Origin of the sequence: Maribacter sp. (assembly GCF_049667165.1) — a bacterium.
In the GTDB taxonomy this organism is placed as follows: domain Bacteria; phylum Bacteroidota; class Bacteroidia; order Flavobacteriales; family Flavobacteriaceae; genus Maribacter_A.
Genome location: NZ_JBATHS010000173.1, coordinates 1 through 16,678, shown reverse-complemented (window position 1 = coordinate 16,678; position 16,678 = coordinate 1). Strand labels below are relative to the sequence as shown.

The following is a 16,678-nucleotide window of genomic DNA, read 5'->3' as shown; positions in this document are numbered from 1 at the left end:
TAAAAACCGATACCTCGGCAATACGTTATCGTTATTCGTGTAAGGGTTCTTTTCCCCAATTTGCTCAGGTATCCAAAAACAAGCGAAAATCATCATGGAAAAAAAATCCAAAAAGCTAATTTGTGACGCTAACGAAGCCGTTGCCAAAGTGGCACACAAGACGAATGAGGTCTGTGCCATTTATCCGATTACCCCAGCCTCTCCTATGGGAGAACATGTAGATGTTTACAGTTCCAAAGGTCAAAAGAACATTTGGGGCAATGTACCTAGAATAATAGAAATGCAAAGTGAAGGTGGTGCTTCTGGAGCAGTTCATGGTTCTTTACAGGCAGGTGCTTTAACAACTACGTTTACAGCATCGCAGGGGTTGTTGTTAATGATTCCGAATATGTATAAAATGGCAGGGGAGTTATTGCCAACCGTTATTCATGTCGCGGCAAGGACCATCGCAACACACGCCTTATCTATCTTCGGCGACCACTCCGATGTTATGGCAGCTAGACAAACAGGGTTCTCTATGTTATTTGGAGGCTCCGTACAAGAAGCTCAAGATATGGCATTGATCTCACAGGTTGCGACCTTGAAATCAAGAATACCATTCATGAATATTTTTGATGGATTCAGAACCTCCCACGAGATTTCCAAAATCGATGGTATTTCCGATGATATTATTAAGGACATGATGCCGGAAGATGAAATAATGGCGCATAAGAATAATTCTTTGGATCCAGATAATCCAGTCATTAGAGGTACTTCACAAAATCCAGATGTGTTCTTCCAAGCAAGGGAAGCGGCCAACCTTTATTATGATAAAGTACCTGGAATTGTTGAAAAGACAATGGATGAGTTTTACAAACATACTGGACGTAAGTATAGTTTATTCTATTATGTAGGACATCCTGAAGCGGAAAAAGTGGTGGTCATTATGGGTTCTGGTCAAGGTCCTGTAATGGAAGCTATTGATACTATGGTTACAAATGGTGAAAAAGTAGGAGCTATCATAGTACGCCTATTTAGACCATTCTCTATCAGTCATTTTGTGGACGCCTTACCTAAAACTGTCACTAAAGTAGCGGTTTTGGATAGAACAAAAGAACCAGGAAGTGTCGGTGAACCACTTTATCAAGATGTGGTAACGGCCTTTGTGGAAAGCGATAGGGCCATGCCCCTTATTATTGGTGGACGCTATGGATTGTCATCGAAAGAATTCGATCCTGCCATGGTGAAAGCAGTTTACGATGAGTTGGATAAAGAAAAACCACTGAACCATTTTACGGTAGGTATCAATGACGACGTTTCATTTAGAAGCCTTGCAGTAGGAACTAGGTTTCAAACCGTCAAAACGACCTTCAACTGTATGTTCTATGGTTTGGGTTCTGATGGTACTGTGGGGGCGAATAAAAACTCCATTAAGATTATTGGTGAAACAACGGATAACTTCGTACAAGGTTATTTTGTATACGATTCTAAAAAAGCAGGTTCCCAAACAGTTTCACATTTACGATTTGGGCCTAAACCAATTTATTCAACCTATTTAATTCACAAGGCAAACTTTATTGCATGTCATCAATTTAACTTCATTGAAAAATACGACATCTTAAAGAACATTAAACAAGGGGGAACATTCTTATTGAATTCACCTTTCTCCAAAGATGAGGTTTGGGATATCCTTCCTAAAAAGATGCAGGAAGAGATTGTGGAAAATGATGTGGAATTTTATGTAGTTGATGCGACCAAAGTGGCTCAAGAAGCTGATTTGGGCAAACGAACCAATACCGTTTTGCAAACCTGTTTCTTCGCAATTTCAGGGGTGTTGCCAAAAGATGAGGCGATCAAGAAAATTAAGGAGGCCATAGTTAAATCGTATTCCAAAAAAGGGGATGCGGTTGTTCAAATGAACTTCAATGCGGTTGATAAGTCATTGGAAAACCTTCAAAAAGTGGATTACCCCAAACAAATTACAAGTGATGCGGAATTGAAGCCTATGATGACAGGTGATGCCGACCCATTCGTAAAAGAAGTTTTGGGTAGAATTCTAGCAGGAAAAGGTGATGAACTTCCAGTAAGTGCATTCCCGGTAGATGGTACATTCCCCACAGGAACCACACAATTTGAAAAACGTGGGATTGCCGATAAAGTTCCTGTATGGGATGGTGAGGATATCTGTACACAGTGTAATAAGTGTGTGGTAATTTGTCCTCATGCCGCGATTAGGGCCAAAGTTGTTTTGAACGAAGAATTGGTGGGTGCACCTTCTTCCTTAAAATCGGTTCCTGCAAAAGGTAGACCTTTTGATGGCGCTGCAGAATCTTATGTGTTACAAGTTTCCCCTCAAGATTGCACAGGTTGCGACCTTTGTGTGGCTGTTTGTCCCGCGATAAGCAAAGAAGATCCTGATTTTAAAGCCATCAACATGCATAGTAAGCTTGAGGTAGAGGCGGTTGAAGATCCCAATTGGAATTACTTCATCGACTTGCCAGATTACAACAGAACCGAACTGCAGATTTCCAATGTAAAAGGATCTCAATTTCTTGAACCATTATTCGAGTTCTCCGGAGCATGTTCAGGTTGTGGTGAAACACCTTATATTAAACTATTGACCCAATTATATGGCGATAGTATCTTAATTGCCAACGCAACAGGATGTTCTTCTATTTATGGTGGTAATTTACCAACGACTCCTTATAAAACCAATAAATTTGGTAGAGGACCAGCGTGGGCGAATTCATTGTTTGAAGACAATGCCGAATACGGTTTGGGAATGAAATTGGCACTTACCAAAAAACAAGAAATTGCAGCCGACCTTTTAAAAGGATTGGAAAAAGAAGTTGGAAGCGATTTGGTAGCGGCTATTTTGAACAACCCGGAAAAAACGGAAGCCCAAAAAGAAGAAAACTTTGGCAATCTAGATAAACTTAAACCTATTTTGGCTTCACTAAATTCACCTGAAGCGAAAAAACTATCACAATTAACCCAATATTTACGTAAAAAATCAGTGTGGATACTCGGTGGTGATGGTTGGGCCTATGATATTGGTTTTGGAGGCGTTGACCACGTACTGGCATCTGGAGAAAATATCAATATTATGGTGTTGGATACAGAGATTTACTCCAATACGGGTGGACAAACCTCTAAAGCTACACCATTAGGGGCAAGCGCCAAGTTCTCTGTATCGGGTAAACGTACGAGTAAGAAAAGTTTAGCCTTACAAGCGGTTTCCTACGAAAACGTATATGTTGCCCAAGTAGCCATAGGGGCCAAGGATTTACAAACGCTTAAAGCCATTGAAGAGGCAGAAGCGTATGACGGGCCTTCATTGATCATTGCGTATTCACATTGTGGTGATCATGGTTATAATCTTAGGGATGGAGCCATTCATCAAGAAAAAGCAGTGGAAACCGGCTACTGGCCATTATTTAGATTCGATCCTTCGAAACCAAAAGGTAAGAAGTTCAAATTGGACTCTAAAGCACCAGCCGCACCTCTTGAAGACTTTATGTATATGGAAACCCGTTTCTCTAGGGTCGTCAAGGATAATGCTGAATTAGGAGCGCAACTTCTTAAACAAGCACAAGAGGAAGTTCACTCTAGATGGGAAAAACTCGAGATTTACAGGGATATGTAATTAAATTTAAAAAGTAGAAGTACTTTAATAGTTGACTTTGTTTTTTGAAACCATACATTCTGGATCATTCAGGTTCAGGATGTATGGGACAAAGTTTATCGTTTAACCATAAAATCTATCAATTATGGAAGATAGAGCTAAAAAATTGTATCAGGAAGCTGTACAGAAATTAAAGGAAGCTAACCATGAATTGTGCCGCCCCGAAGAAGATGTGGTAGCACAGTTGGTATGTAGCAACGCACAAACGGCCATTTCAAATTATTTAATGGGTTTTCTTGCTGAAAACGGCATTGAATCCACATTGGAGGATTCTATAAGCACGCTATACGAGAAATGTAAGATGATCAATGAGAATTTTTCGGAAGTACACCTATCTGGTTTTGAATGCAATGCGCATAAAGACGAATCCAGATTCTGTAATGAATCTTCACAGTTAAGTAGATGTTTCGACATTGCGGATAGTTTGGATACCTTTATGAGGCGCGAAAAGATTATCAGCTAACGCTCGATATTCAAGAACCAAAATTTACTTCCAGGTTCTTTCTAGGAATCTAATGAAATTGTTATGCATAATGTTCTCAATATCTTCGGTGGAATATCCCCTCTGCTGAAGCATATTGGGAATTTTTTGTAAATCGGCAATGGTATCAAGGTCATAGGGGCATTGTTCCGTGCCAAAACCTCCATCAAGGTCGGTTCCTATACCCACATGATTTACATTCCCCGCCAATTGGCAAATATGGTCGATATTGTCGATCATGATATGCAGGCTAACATCAAGTCCCCGTGGGGTCGACATACCCCTGATCCAATTTGGGGCCATCATCCAGGCATCAAGGGCTATTCCTATTACGGCTTTCCGATCGATAAGTTCCTTGATCTGTTCATCGGAAAATTGCCTATTGTGGTCAACTAGAGTGCGGCAGTTGTTATGACTTGCCCATACAGGCCCATTATGGATTTTCATGGTTTCCCAAAAACATTCGTCGTTCAGGTGTGTGGCATCCAATATCAAACCCAGACGTTCGATTTCCTTTAAAAGCGCCTTGCCTTTAATACCTATTCCCCCCTCACCATTGGTGCCTTGGGCATAGGTCCCTGGGCCATAATGTGCCGGACCAATGGCACGCAAACCCTGTTCGTATGATTTTTCCAAATAATCCAGGGAAACAATCGAGTCGGCCCCTTCCAAACTCAGAATATAGCCTATGGGCTTTTTTTCTTTCGCCGTTCCCCAGAGACTTAAGTGGGCATTGAGTTCCGTCAGATTCCGTATTTGTACCATCTCGCCGATATCTTCCATGGCCTTGTACCACGCCAATTGTCCTTGGGTTTGGGCCCATGCCTGTTGGGGCGATTTCCATCCGGGAAGTGGATTGGTCTTTTTGGTATACCTAGCGATTTGGGTAGCCACACAAAGCCCAACATTTCCGCAGCGCATGGCCTGTAAGGAAACCGTATTTTTATTTCGATCGGGTTTATCGGACATGCCTATCTCGCTGGTGCGAATGGCCTCTACGGTCCAGGTCAAGTCCCTATTCCATTCCATGGCGTTCATGGCAAGATCTAAGTGGGCATCGAATATGAACATATCAGATTGTTATTTTTTGGTTCCTAGCGACCACTTTCCAGGTTCCTGTTATTTTATGGTCCTCAACGGTTAAGACACTGTCATATTTTGCTACCGTTGGGCAAATATGCATGGGGATTGCATAAAACACATCCCCTACTTCATAAGCATCGGCTTGTTCACATTTCACGACTAAATGTTCCTCGCTTTGTGCTATTTGTACGCTGTTCTCCAATCCAAGAATCCTCATACGTGGGAACGCCATTTCCGGGGCTATTGATTTGTGGCCCAAATCAAAACAGAGCCGGTTTTCATAAGGTTTACTTATGATACGTGTCATTAAAATGGCAGCATGTAAAAATCCCATTTCAGGGAATAGACCGCCATAACCCTCATCCCAAAGTAATGTTGTGCCCGGGGAAACTTCCGTGTTTGGTCTTTTGCAATGTATGGGGAAAGATGGGCTTCCCCCAACGACCATTTCAATAAGCCCCAAGCCCTCTTTTTCCAACTGCTGCTTCAATACTAGAACCGGTTCAAAGGCGGTATCACAGGCTTTTTGGCGTTCGTCGATATTGCTATTATGGATATGTCCGTCGTACGTATGGAAACCTCTGGCATGAATATTAATATTGGTGACCATGTTTCTGTACAGGTCTTCCGCATTCCTTCCCACGGGTATCCCCGTGCGTTTCATGCCATTGTCGATATCCATCCAAAGCTGTATTCTGGTTTTATTGGAACTTGCCTTGGCGCTGAGGGTATCCAAGGTTTTTTGATTATCGACCAAAGTCGAGAATTTAGATTCGGGGTAGGTTGCCATCAATCTAAAAAATCGATGCATATTCGCGCCGACCATTTGCATTGCCAATAGAATATCCTGGGCACCACATTGGGCCAATAATTCAGCTTCGGCAATGGTGGCACATTTGAACTTTCGGATGCCCATATCCATTTGCATTTGCACGATTTCGGCTATTTTATGTGTTTTAATGTGTGGGCGTAAAAACGCCGAACCACCGGCTATTCCGATCATGTGGTCCACATTCTTTTTTATCCTATCGGGATAAACCAATAAAGCGGGGGAAACAACATCTGAAGTATCATTTATGAGATACCATTTTGGGGCTTGCATAGTTGTTATTTATGTAATTCGAATACCGCTTCTATCTCTACGGGAATATTGCCAGGGAGCATCATACCCACGGCACTGCGTACCCCGACCCCGTTATCATTGCCGAAAACGTCGGCCATGAGTTCACTAAAACCATTGATTACCAAAGGCTGTTGTCCAAAATCAGGAGTTGAGTTCACCATCCCCAAAACCTTAACAAGCCGCTTTATCTTATCCACAGAACCAAAGTGGGTGATAATGGTCGAAAGCATGGTAAGGCCCACTTGTTCAGCCGCCAATTTACCCTGTCCCAAATTCAAATCCTCACCGACGCGGCCAACCATGAGGGAGCCATCGGCCTTCATCGGTCCTTGCCCTGAAACGTAAAGGAAATTGTCGACTACCAAAACAGGTTTGTAGAGTCCGGCTGGGGGCGGGGCAGGGGGCAGTTGTAAACCCAATGCCTTTATTCTTTCTGAAGGTAAATTTTCCATGTGTTATGATTTAAATGAATATGTCCAAAACAAGCACTCCCAAAAGACCGATTACACCTACCATGGTTTCCATAACCGTCCATGTACGTAGGGTGTCTTTGACCGATAAATTAAAATATTCTTTGTACAACCAAAATCCACCGTCATTGACATGGGAAAGCATTAAACTTCCCGAGCCAATGGCCAAGACCATGAGTTCAGAGCTTACCCCAGAGGATGACAAGAGTGGCAATGCGATACCGGCCGCTGTAAGGCCGGCTACAGTTGCCGAGCCTACGCATACACGAATGACCGTTGCGATCAACCATGCCAAGATCAAGGGTGAAATAGTGGAGCCTTTTAATAAATCGCCAATATAATCACTTACCCCACTGTCGATCAAAACCTCTTTTAATCCCCCAGCACCTGCAATGATCAATAAGACCATGGTAATACCGGCTACCGCGTGGGAAACGGAATCCATGACCTCTTTCATGGTACGACCGCGGTTTAAACCTAAAGTAAAAATAGCCAAGAGTACCGAAAGTAACATGGCAATAACAGGATTGCCAATGATGGATGTAATTTTTAAAAGGATATTCCCTTCAGGTAAAAAAACGTTGGTAAGTGCGGCAATCCCAATCAATATCACCGGGAAAAGAGCTGTGAGGATACTGATCGAAATACTGGGCATTTCGTCCTCGGTGAGTACTCTAGGGTTTACAAATTCCTTGAGCGGGGTCGCCTTGATGTTCTTGATGGTTCTTGAGAATAAGGGTCCAGCAATGACAATAGCGGGTACAGCCACCACCAAACCATACAATAGGGTCTTACCTATATCGGCATTGAACATGACCGCTATTCCGGTCGGGGCAGGATGTGGGGGCAAATAGCCATGGGTTACCGATAGGGACGCCAACATTGGAAGACCTACATAGATTAAGGGCAGTCCAGTGGCAGCGGCAACGGTAAAAACTAAGGGAATAAGGATTACAAAACCCACGGTATAGAACATGGGGATCCCTACGATAAATCCCGTGAGTACTACAGCCCATTGAATGTTTTTCTTACCAAACTTATCCACTAATTTTGTTGTAATACGTTGGGCAGCACCGCTATCCGCGACTAATTTTCCGAGCATGGCCCCAAACCCCAAGATCATGATCAAGCCACCCAAGGTCTTACCTACCCCTTTTTGAATGGAATCCAAAACGCTAAGGAAGTCCATCCCCTCAGCGACACCGACGACTAGGGAAACTATGATAAAGGAAATAAAGGCGTTGAGTTTAAACTGGGCAATAAGTAAGAAGAGCAGTATTATTCCAATAATTACAATGAATAATGGCATATAGTGGAGTTTATAATAAGCTAATTTCTAAATATACCAAATTGTACAAAAAAAGGGACTATTGAAAGTCCCAATTTTTTAAACTTTTTCGGAGGATGAATATTTGTTAACCTTGCCAAACACAAGGCATCAATGATTTCTGTAGCTATAATCTTTTATTGTAAAGGTTTTAGTTACTGATGAATAATTGGTAGTGGACTATAAGGTCAAAACTGCAATAAAATTTAACTTAGTTTTTGGGGTGCTTTTTTAGTGCGATAAATCGGGTTTTATTAAAGAAAATATTCAAGTTTTCAGTAACTTGTTAGCTTATTCGATTTTGGGATTTCAATTGGAATCAATTTTAAAAAGTGCTGCCACAAGGGACTTATTATTACATAAAAGACAACTATTAATTACACTTGGAAGATGAGAAAAATTACACTGCTTACGTTTGGGTACTGTTTTGTTTTAGCAAGCTTTTTGGGCTACTCGCAGGAAAAAGAAGAATCTATTTGGAATGAAAAGACCTTTGAAGGATTAAAATTCAGAAGTATAGGCCCCGCCTTCATGTCGGGTCGACTTTCTGATATCGCGATAGATCCGGCCAATGGAAATGTCTGGTATGCCGCCGTATCCTCGGGTGGACTTTGGAAAACCATCAATGCAGGAACCACTTGGAAACCTTTGACCGATAAGGAATCGTTCTATGCGACGGGTTGTGTAACTATCGATCCGAATAATAGTGGCGTTATATGGTTAGGTACTGGAGAGAACAATGGCGGACGACATATCGGTGTTGGTCACGGTGTCTACAAAAGTATGGATGGAGGGGATTCTTGGCAAAATATGGGCCTAGAAAAGTCTGAACATATTTCAAAGATTATAGTACATCCTGACAATTCGGATATCGTTTGGGTTGCATCACAAGGGCCTTTATGGAGTTCCGGAGGGGATAGGGGTCTTTATAAAACCACTGACGGTGGTAAAACTTGGAACCAAACCCTGAAAATTGATGAATGGACCGGTGTAACCGATTTGGTCATTGATCCCCGTAACCCCGACATATTATATGCCGCATCCTGGCAACGTCATAGAAATGTCGCTGCCTATATGGGTGGTGGTCCTGGCACTGGACTTTATAAAAGTACCGACGGAGGCGAAACATGGATGAAGTTGGAAACAGGTTTGCCCAAAGTGGACATGGGTAAAATCGGGTTGGCCATTTCCCCAATGCAACCCGATGTGCTCTATGCGGCCATTGAGTTGGAACGCAGAAAAGGGGCCATATTTCGTTCCACAGATCAAGGGGGTAGCTGGACAAAAATGTCCGATACGGTTTCTGGGGGTACCGGACCGCACTACTACCAGGAATTAATAGCCTCACCACACGTCTTCGACCGGATTTATCTCATGAACAACAATGCCTTGATTTCCGAGGATGGGGGAAAGACTTTTGTGGGGATGAAGGAAGAGCAAAAACATGGGGATAACCATTCCTTGGCTTTCAGGCAAAACGATCCCAATTATTTATTGATGGGTTCTGATGGAGGTATTTATGAGAGTTTTGACCATTCTGAAACATGGAAATATGTCAGCAATCTACCTGTAACACAATTTTATAAAGTAGCCGTAGATGATGCCGAACCTTTCTACAATGTTTTTGGGGGCACCCAAGACAATAATTCGGAAGGAGGGCCATCTAGAACCTTTAATACCAGGGGTATCGCCAACCAAGATTGGTTTGTCCTTTTGGGGGGTGACGGCCACCAACCAGCCACCACACCCGGAAATCCCGATATCGTCTACGCACAATCACAACAGGGAAATTTGCATCGTGTTGATCGAACAACGGGTGAAGCGGTGTTCATTAAACCCTATTCAAAACCTGGCGAAGATTATGAACGCAACAATTGGGATTCACCTATTCTGGTAAGTAACCATGATCCAAAACGTCTCTATTTTGCGTCTCAACGGGTTTGGCGCTCCGATGATCGAGGTGATAGTTGGGCCCCAATCTCAAAGGATCTTACCAAAAACCAAGAACGTCTTACCTTACCTATTATGGGCAAAAAACAGAGTTGGGATGCTGTTTGGGATGTCTATGCCATGTCTACCTATAATACCATTACCTCACTTTCAGAATCGCCCATTGATGAAAATATCATATTCGCTGGCACCGATGATGGGTACATTCAATATACCACCAATGGCGGTGCCAATTGGACGAAGGTGGATGTGAATTCGCTTCCCGGTGTGCCTAGTACCGCTTTTGTAAATGATATCAAGGCCGATTTGCACAATACCAATATCGCTTATGTTGCCTTGGACAACCATAAGTTTGGGGATTACAATCCCTATGTGTATAAAACCGTGAATGGCGGTAAAACATGGAGCGCTATCAACAACGGATTGCCAAAAGGGACGCTGACCTGGCGATTGGTACAGGATCATGTGAACAAGGACCTTTTGTTCTTGGCGACGGAATATGGTATATACGTTTCCTTTAATCAAGGAGCAAATTGGATCAAGTTCTCGAACGGTATCCCTACGATTTCTTTTAGGGATTTGGCCATTCAAAAACGGGAAAATGACCTAATAGGGGCTTCCTTTGGGAGGAGTTTTTATATTTTTGATGATTATAGTCCCTTACGCGAAGTTTCGGAGGAAATGCTGCGCAGTGAAGCAATCCTTTTCAAACCTAGAAAAGCATTGCAATACACCCAAATCAGAGGGGGTAGTAGTAGCCAGGGTGGCGATTTCTTTACGGCTGATAATCCGCCCTATGGTGCGGTTTTCACCTACTACCTGTCCGATGTGGACAAGACGATTGCCGATAGCCGGAAGGAAAACGAGAAAAAACTGAAAAAAGACAAAAAAGATATTCCTTTCCCAGGATGGGAGGCATTGGAAAATGAAAAGAACCAAAACACTCCCAATGCGGTTTTGGTCGTTAAAAACGCTGACAATAAAGTGGTGGCACGTATAAACGGTCCCCTTAAAAAAGGCTTTCAGCAGGTTTCCTGGGATTTGACCGAATCCTTGAAAACGACGCTGACAACAGAAAAGGAAAACGAAAATGAGAATCGGCGGTTTAGAAGGTCCGCTGCGGTTGATCCCGGGAACTATACGGTTACATTATACAAATCTGTTGACGGAAATGTGATGCAATTGGGAGCCCCCCAAACATTCCAGGTAGAACGCATTCGCATGAATGTTTTGGAAAACCCGAATGCCGATAAAATTACTGCCTATAAAGATGAACTTTTGTCCTTTGCCACAAAAGTGGATGTTGATGAACATGATTTTGAAAAAGCCAGTAAAAAAGTCAAGGCTTTTGATAAGGCCTTAAAGTATGTCAATGCAACTCCTGGATCGCTGGAAAAGGAAGTGTTGAAATTACAAGAAACCATGAACAATTTAAAAGTGGCCTTATCTGGAAATTCGGCCAAGGCTGAAGTTGGCGAAAAAGACGACCCAACAGTTAGTGATCGCTTGATGATCGCCCAACGTGGATTTTTCGGAAATAGTTACGGACCCACTAAAATGCAGATGGAAAGTTTTGAATTGGCGAAACAACAATACGCTGGTTTGGAAGTTGAATTGAGAAAATTCTTGGATACCGATGTACCACGCGTTGAAAAATTATTGCTAAATGCCGGTGCCCCACCTATCGTGGATTGATGATTTTGTAATGTAAACATGCCCTGGGCTTGGGATTATCCCAAGCCCAGGCTTCATTGGTTATTGAGTACAATCAATGAAATTAAATGGGACGGTTATTGCACTGACCTCAAGGGAATAAACCCAACCCATCGAAGATTCAAGCTCACGTTAGCGCGTTTTTGTTGCATGTATAGTGCATGTGAAACATGTTCGCTATTATTTCATTCCCGGCAGCAAGTGTTCGGTATGGCCTGTCATTTGCCAGTGCCCCATTGATATGGGTATATTGCCCATGGCATTCAACGCATCAAAAAATTCCTGCATTAAAAATGGCTCTTTTTTTGACTCCTTCATTTTGGCATAATCGGCCATGGTGCTTTCCAAAAGATACTTTCCGGTGATATAACTGCTTCCATAGCCCGGTTGGCGCAGATATAGATGTTGTTCAAAAAGAAGCAGCTCCTTTTCGGTTTTCATCCATCCCCTAGGGGTATATTCCGAATGAATTCCTCCGGCCTCCTCCATGGTCATTTCATTGGCATGTGCGTAAAGGGAACCCAAACCTCTCGCAGCCCGTTGGGCGATCATGATATATACCAATTCCCTTACCCTAGGGTTGTCGTCATACAATCCGGCATGCATGAACATTTCTTCAACTGCGGTAGCGGTACCCTCATTGCGGGAATCAAAAATATTGTATAGCATTGGCCCTCTACGAATTTGGCTTTTATGGGGCTCATTATCCATGCGGGCCAATTCGAACCAATGGTAAAAATGGGAATACAAGGGTCGTTGGTCATAGTGGGCCACAATCCAGAAAAAATTCCGTTTTGCCTTGGGGATGTATTGCCCCAAATGGGGTTGAAGCGCAGGGGCAAAATAATCCTTTACGGTCATCATTTCATCTTTGTCCAAGAATGTGAGCAGGCTCTGGGCCGATTTTTCAGCCATTTCGGCATACATTTCAGGTGAACTGGCATCCTGAAGCTCAGGGAGGTTTCTATTTCTATGTTCCTCCAATTTTAAGGAAGACCAAGCCCTTGCTAACTCGCGTTTTAAGATCATTACCTCGTCGTCCCAAGTCAAGGGCACTAAATGTACATTTTGAAGATACCAGGTGTAATTTTCCTTGCCAATGCCTGAAGGCCCTGTTTTTGACAGGCTTTCTTTTTCCAACCAAACAATCAAACTATCGGTGGAAGCCATAGCGGATTCCACGGCTGTTGCCAACTTTTTGTCATTTCTTATATCGGGCCAATCCGATATTTTTTTAAGGTCTTCACTTTGAAATTTGATTTCACGTATACCAGCAATCCATAGTTCTTTGGCATTACCGTTTAAGTTTAATTTTGCTTGGTCGTTCAGCGATGGAATGACGTTTAGGTCACTCAATAATCTTACTTTTTCAGACGTGCTTAACGGAAAGTCATACGTCCATATTTCTGTGGTGGCATGGTGGGTAGGACCTTCATGGGCAGGTACATCACTGCGTTCCATCCAAATCGATTTATAAAAGGCAGGATCGCGTGACCAGGGTTGAAGTATACGTTGGTTAAAATCATAACCGTTCATTTCGGCCTTAATGAGGTTCCAGTCTACTTGTTCTGCCACGGGCCAATCCGAAATGTCCATAGTAAGTAGCTCAGCCTGGAGTTTTTTGAATTCTGGCCAGCGTTTTTCAAAAGTGGTAGACGTATAATCTGGGGCTCCTTCCCGAAGCGGGGGTTTTTCAAAAGCACGCCATTCCTTAAAAAGCTGCTCCAAATCTACATAAGTGTCGGTGGTTTGAAGTTGTGTCATAGCTGGTTGCCATATTATAAAGATAAAAATAAGGTACGGAATTCTGAGAACGGAATTTGAATTTTTCATAAGGATCATTTCGTATTTCTTTTGGAATGCTCTGATAACGCATATGGAACAACCAAATATAAGATTTTAAGGTTTTCCACCTATGGAAAAATGGGTGTTGTAATTCCTAGGTCTTGGTTGCCCTTTTTGGTTTTATGCCAAGAATATGAACAATGGCCACTTAGAGTGCTTGGGTCATATTCCCTATGTTGATTTTTTCGCCTTTATGGAAGTTGATTTCCCTAACTATTGTCATATTGCCCCATAAATAGCGATGCCCTTTTAGGCGTCGTGTGCTTTTTAGTCTTTTTTTCAAGGCGCGGAGTTCCGATGCTGTGGCTTCCCGTCTTGGGCCAAGGGTACCGTATAATCGAAACGCAGGATAACTGTCAAATCGTCCTTTGAAAAGCGATTTCAGCCAAAAAAGTTTACTGCTGTTCACAGCGAGGATACAAATGGAATTGTTGTTTTTTGCGTGATTTGGCAAGGTAGAAACGAACTTCTCAAAATAGAAGCCAGTCTGATCTTTGTTCAAGAATACAGTTCCTACCGGAGTTACTGTCGGGGCGTTGTCCTTGCCGACTGATGCTATGGAGACGTGAAGACTAGACCCGAAACTCTGGCTAAAATGTTTGCGAATGGTATCCCAATGCTCAATCAGATCCATTGATAATTTTCTATTACACCTTTAATACAATACGATACCGTGCCTTTCCACTTTCCAAATGATCTAAAGCCGCGTTGACCTCTGCCATAGGAAACTCTTCAACCATGGGATAAATATCATGACGTACACAGAATTCCAACATGGTTCGGGTCAAGGCTGGACTGCCCAACGGACTTCCACCAACCGTTTTTTCACCCATAATGAGCGAGAAGGCAGGTATGGCCATAGGTTCCAACACAGCCCCAACTGTATGGAATTTACCTTGGGGTGCAAGTGCAGTCAAATACGAATTCCAGTCTAGACTCACGTTGGTGGTGTTTAAGATAAAATCCAAACTACCGGCTATACTTTCCAGTTCTTTAGGGTTTCTTGAATTTATAACTTTGGTAGCACCCATAGCGAGTATTTGTTCTTTTTTATCTGGGTTAGAACTGAAGGCAATGACCTCACAGCCCCATTTGTTCAAAAATTTCAAGGCCATATGACCCAAGCCCCCAATACCGATAACACCTACTCGATCAGTGGCCTTTACACCAGCTAGGATAATAGGATTAAAAACCGTAATTCCACCACAAAGTAAGGGCCCCGCTTTCTTTAGGTCAATACCCTCGGGTAATGGAATCGCCCATGACCAATGGCCCCGAACTTGATCGGCAAAACCGCCATGGCGCCCAACGATGGTCCCTTCAACTGTACTACACAAATGATGACTACCATTCATGCACTGATCACAATGCATACAGGAAGCGGAATTCCAACCCAATCCCACCAAAACACCCGGTTTCAGATTTTTTACTTCACTGCCCACTGCTATTACTTCCCCAACAATCTCGTGACCGGGAACAAGTGGGTATTGCGTCATACCCCATTCATTTTTGATCATACTAAGGTCGGAGTGGCAAATACCGCAATAATGGATTTTTATATCTACCTCCTCACTCCCCAATGCAGGAAGTTCGTAAGTGAAAGGATTTAATTTTCCTCCAGCTTCTTGGGCCGCATAAGCGTGTACTTTGTTCATGATGTTTATTTTTGACCGTGTTTAAATATAATGAAATCAGGTAATTCGATACGATGCCTTAAGGTACGTAACTTTCACCAAAAACTTTCTAAGGCTTCCGATGAAGACGTTTTTGACGGGATGCAACTGTAATCGTTTAGCTATGGAATTACAATTTTCGAACCCAAATATTTCGAAACTGGGTCTTGTTTCCATGGTCTTGCAAGGAGATCACGTCATCGCCATGGGCATCAGGATACATGTGCAATCCGATATAATTTGTCAGTCCCGTGATGGTCACATTATTTTGGACGACCACACCATTATGTAAGACTGTAATTCGGGCTGGGTAATCCAATCGACCATCTTCTTTAAATCGTGGTGCTGTATAGACAACATCATAGGTGTTCCATTCCAATGGGCCCCGCATGGCATTGACCAAAGGGGCGTGGTCTTTGTAAATACTCCCTGCCTGTCCGTTTCGGTAGGTACGGCTGTTATAGGAATCCAAAATCTGAAGTTCATAACGGTCCTGAAAAAACACGCCGCTATTGCCCCTGCCTTGGCCAACACTTTCTACTTTATCGGGAGCGCTGAATTCTATGTGCAATTGACAATCCCCAAATTTCATCTTAGTACTAATGAAACCTGAACCGGGCACTACTTCCATATGATCGTTGTCCACAATTTTCCAAGGGGCAGGTTGGGAGGGATCATTTTTACTTTCCCACTGGTCCAAGTTGGATCCATCAAATAAGATAATAGCATCAGAGGGCGCATCTCCCAACATTTTGGCGGGTGTAACTACCGGAACCTCAGGTTCCCAAATCTCAGTCATTTCGGGTTTCATCGGCATGGGTGACACCTCAGGCGGTGTACTTGGGTATTCTTGTGCCTTGATGGTTGTAGTCATGGTGATAGCCGTAAAACATAGCCAAAGTACTCTTGAATTCATGTGTTTTTGGTATTTAAAACGTGTAATATCAAAGATATTATAAATTATAATAAGATGGTATAGAACACTTATTTATATGGTAAATACGCTGTTCCTAATCCCGGTATTCCTTTGAAGAAACATGCCCTTTATTTAAGTTTTGTACTGTTTCCTTATTTCTGAAGCTTGACTTTGCATGGGAACGAAGTTGTTTATCTTTAACCCCTGTTAAGCTATAAGGTATCGCAACGACATAATATTGGTCATGCATGTCCTTGATCATTGTGTAACATTGTATTAAATTTAATCCCATGAAAATGAAAAAGCCCAGTCTAAGCACTATAATCTTTTCGATCTTCATCATTCTGATGATTGTTCCACAGACCCGGATGCCCATTCAAGAAGGTATAAGCAAGATACGGGTCGCCTTATTTTCACCTTCGGCATTGGACGA

11 protein-coding genes are annotated in these 16,678 nt (G+C 42.7%); 3 read left to right on the top strand and 8 right to left on the bottom strand.

Annotation, left to right across the window (positions count from 1 at the left end):
- Nucleotides 1–94: 94 nt before the first annotated feature.
- Both nifJ and WBM98_RS09135 read left to right on the top strand, forming a co-directional pair.
- Nucleotides 95–3,625: a pyruvate:ferredoxin (flavodoxin) oxidoreductase gene (nifJ, locus tag WBM98_RS09140; protein ID WP_424365716.1), complete on the top strand. Its 3,531-nt coding sequence runs from the start codon at nucleotides 95–97 to the stop codon at nucleotides 3,623–3,625.
- A 124-nt stretch (nucleotides 3,626–3,749) separates the two neighbouring features.
- The gene (locus tag WBM98_RS09135; RefSeq protein WP_424365715.1) at nucleotides 3,750–4,127 is read left to right on the top strand and encodes a hypothetical protein; all 378 of its coding nucleotides are present in this window, start codon (nucleotides 3,750–3,752) and stop codon (nucleotides 4,125–4,127) included.
- 24 nt (nucleotides 4,128–4,151) lie between these two features.
- On the opposite strand, the gene WBM98_RS09130 is transcribed toward WBM98_RS09135, so the two are convergent.
- From WBM98_RS09130 to WBM98_RS09115, 4 genes are read right to left on the bottom strand one after another with little or no spacing between them, the layout of a single operon-like run.
- Complete coding sequence (locus tag WBM98_RS09130) at nucleotides 4,152–5,216, bottom strand: dipeptidase (protein ID WP_424365714.1); 1,065 nt, start codon at nucleotides 5,214–5,216, stop codon at nucleotides 4,152–4,154.
- Nucleotide 5,217: 1 nt separating this feature from the next.
- Nucleotides 5,218–6,330 carry a D-TA family PLP-dependent enzyme gene (locus tag WBM98_RS09125; protein ID WP_424365713.1) on the bottom strand — a complete coding sequence of 371 codons (1,113 nt, stop codon included), beginning with the start codon at nucleotides 6,328–6,330 and terminating at the stop codon, nucleotides 5,218–5,220.
- 5 nt (nucleotides 6,331–6,335) lie between these two features.
- Nucleotides 6,336–6,803 carry a RidA family protein gene (locus WBM98_RS09120; RefSeq protein ID WP_424365712.1) on the bottom strand — a complete coding sequence of 156 codons (468 nt, stop codon included), beginning with the start codon at nucleotides 6,801–6,803 and terminating at the stop codon, nucleotides 6,336–6,338.
- Between the two features lie 10 nt (nucleotides 6,804–6,813).
- Complete coding sequence (locus WBM98_RS09115) at nucleotides 6,814–8,130, bottom strand: gluconate:H+ symporter (protein ID WP_424365711.1); 1,317 nt, start codon at nucleotides 8,128–8,130, stop codon at nucleotides 6,814–6,816.
- 408 nt (nucleotides 8,131–8,538) lie between these two features.
- Here WBM98_RS09115 and WBM98_RS09110 point away from each other — a divergent pair, with 408 nt between their 5' ends.
- The gene (locus WBM98_RS09110) at nucleotides 8,539–11,793 is read left to right on the top strand and encodes a VPS10 domain-containing protein (RefSeq protein WP_424365710.1); all 3,255 of its coding nucleotides are present in this window, start codon (nucleotides 8,539–8,541) and stop codon (nucleotides 11,791–11,793) included.
- Nucleotides 11,794–11,991: 198 nt separating this feature from the next.
- Here the strand turns inward: WBM98_RS09110 and WBM98_RS09105 are convergent, their stop codons facing one another.
- The 4 genes from WBM98_RS09105 to WBM98_RS09090 all read right to left on the bottom strand — a co-directional run bounded on the left by WBM98_RS09105 (nucleotide 11,992) and on the right by WBM98_RS09090 (nucleotide 16,245).
- Complete coding sequence (locus tag WBM98_RS09105; protein ID WP_424365709.1) at nucleotides 11,992–13,575, bottom strand: hypothetical protein; 1,584 nt, start codon at nucleotides 13,573–13,575, stop codon at nucleotides 11,992–11,994.
- A 229-nt stretch (nucleotides 13,576–13,804) separates the two neighbouring features.
- Nucleotides 13,805–14,290, bottom strand: a complete 486-nt coding sequence (locus tag WBM98_RS09100; protein ID WP_424365708.1) for a hypothetical protein — start codon at nucleotides 14,288–14,290, stop codon at nucleotides 13,805–13,807.
- Nucleotides 14,291–14,303: 13 nt separating this feature from the next.
- Entirely contained in the window at nucleotides 14,304–15,311 is a 1,008-nt protein-coding gene (gene ahr, locus WBM98_RS09095) for an NADPH-dependent aldehyde reductase Ahr (protein WP_424365707.1), read from the bottom strand.
- A 148-nt stretch (nucleotides 15,312–15,459) separates the two neighbouring features.
- A complete protein-coding gene (locus tag WBM98_RS09090) occupies nucleotides 15,460–16,245 on the bottom strand; it encodes a 3-keto-disaccharide hydrolase (protein ID WP_424365706.1) in 786 nt (261 codons plus the stop codon).
- Between the last annotated feature and the right edge of the window lie 433 nt (nucleotides 16,246–16,678).

Excerpts from the sequence above, each read along its gene's own strand:
- nifJ (WP_424365716.1), top strand. The coding sequence starts at position 95 with ATGGAAAAAAAATCCAAAAAGCTAATTTGTGACGCTAACGAAGCCGTT.
- WBM98_RS09135 (WP_424365715.1), top strand. The coding sequence starts at position 3,750 with ATGGAAGATAGAGCTAAAAAATTGTATCAGGAAGCTGTACAGAAATTA.
- WBM98_RS09130 (WP_424365714.1), bottom strand. The coding sequence starts at position 5,216 with ATGTTCATATTCGATGCCCACTTAGATCTTGCCATGAACGCCATGGAA.
- WBM98_RS09125 (WP_424365713.1), bottom strand. The coding sequence starts at position 6,330 with ATGCAAGCCCCAAAATGGTATCTCATAAATGATACTTCAGATGTTGTT.
- WBM98_RS09120 (WP_424365712.1), bottom strand. The coding sequence starts at position 6,803 with ATGGAAAATTTACCTTCAGAAAGAATAAAGGCATTGGGTTTACAACTG.
- WBM98_RS09115 (WP_424365711.1), bottom strand. The coding sequence starts at position 8,130 with ATGCCATTATTCATTGTAATTATTGGAATAATACTGCTCTTCTTACTT.
- WBM98_RS09110 (WP_424365710.1), top strand. The coding sequence starts at position 8,539 with ATGAGAAAAATTACACTGCTTACGTTTGGGTACTGTTTTGTTTTAGCA.
- WBM98_RS09105 (WP_424365709.1), bottom strand. The coding sequence starts at position 13,575 with ATGACACAACTTCAAACCACCGACACTTATGTAGATTTGGAGCAGCTT.
- WBM98_RS09100 (WP_424365708.1), bottom strand. The coding sequence starts at position 14,290 with ATGGATCTGATTGAGCATTGGGATACCATTCGCAAACATTTTAGCCAG.
- ahr (WP_424365707.1), bottom strand. The coding sequence starts at position 15,311 with ATGAACAAAGTACACGCTTATGCGGCCCAAGAAGCTGGAGGAAAATTA.
- WBM98_RS09090 (WP_424365706.1), bottom strand. The coding sequence starts at position 16,245 with ATGAATTCAAGAGTACTTTGGCTATGTTTTACGGCTATCACCATGACT.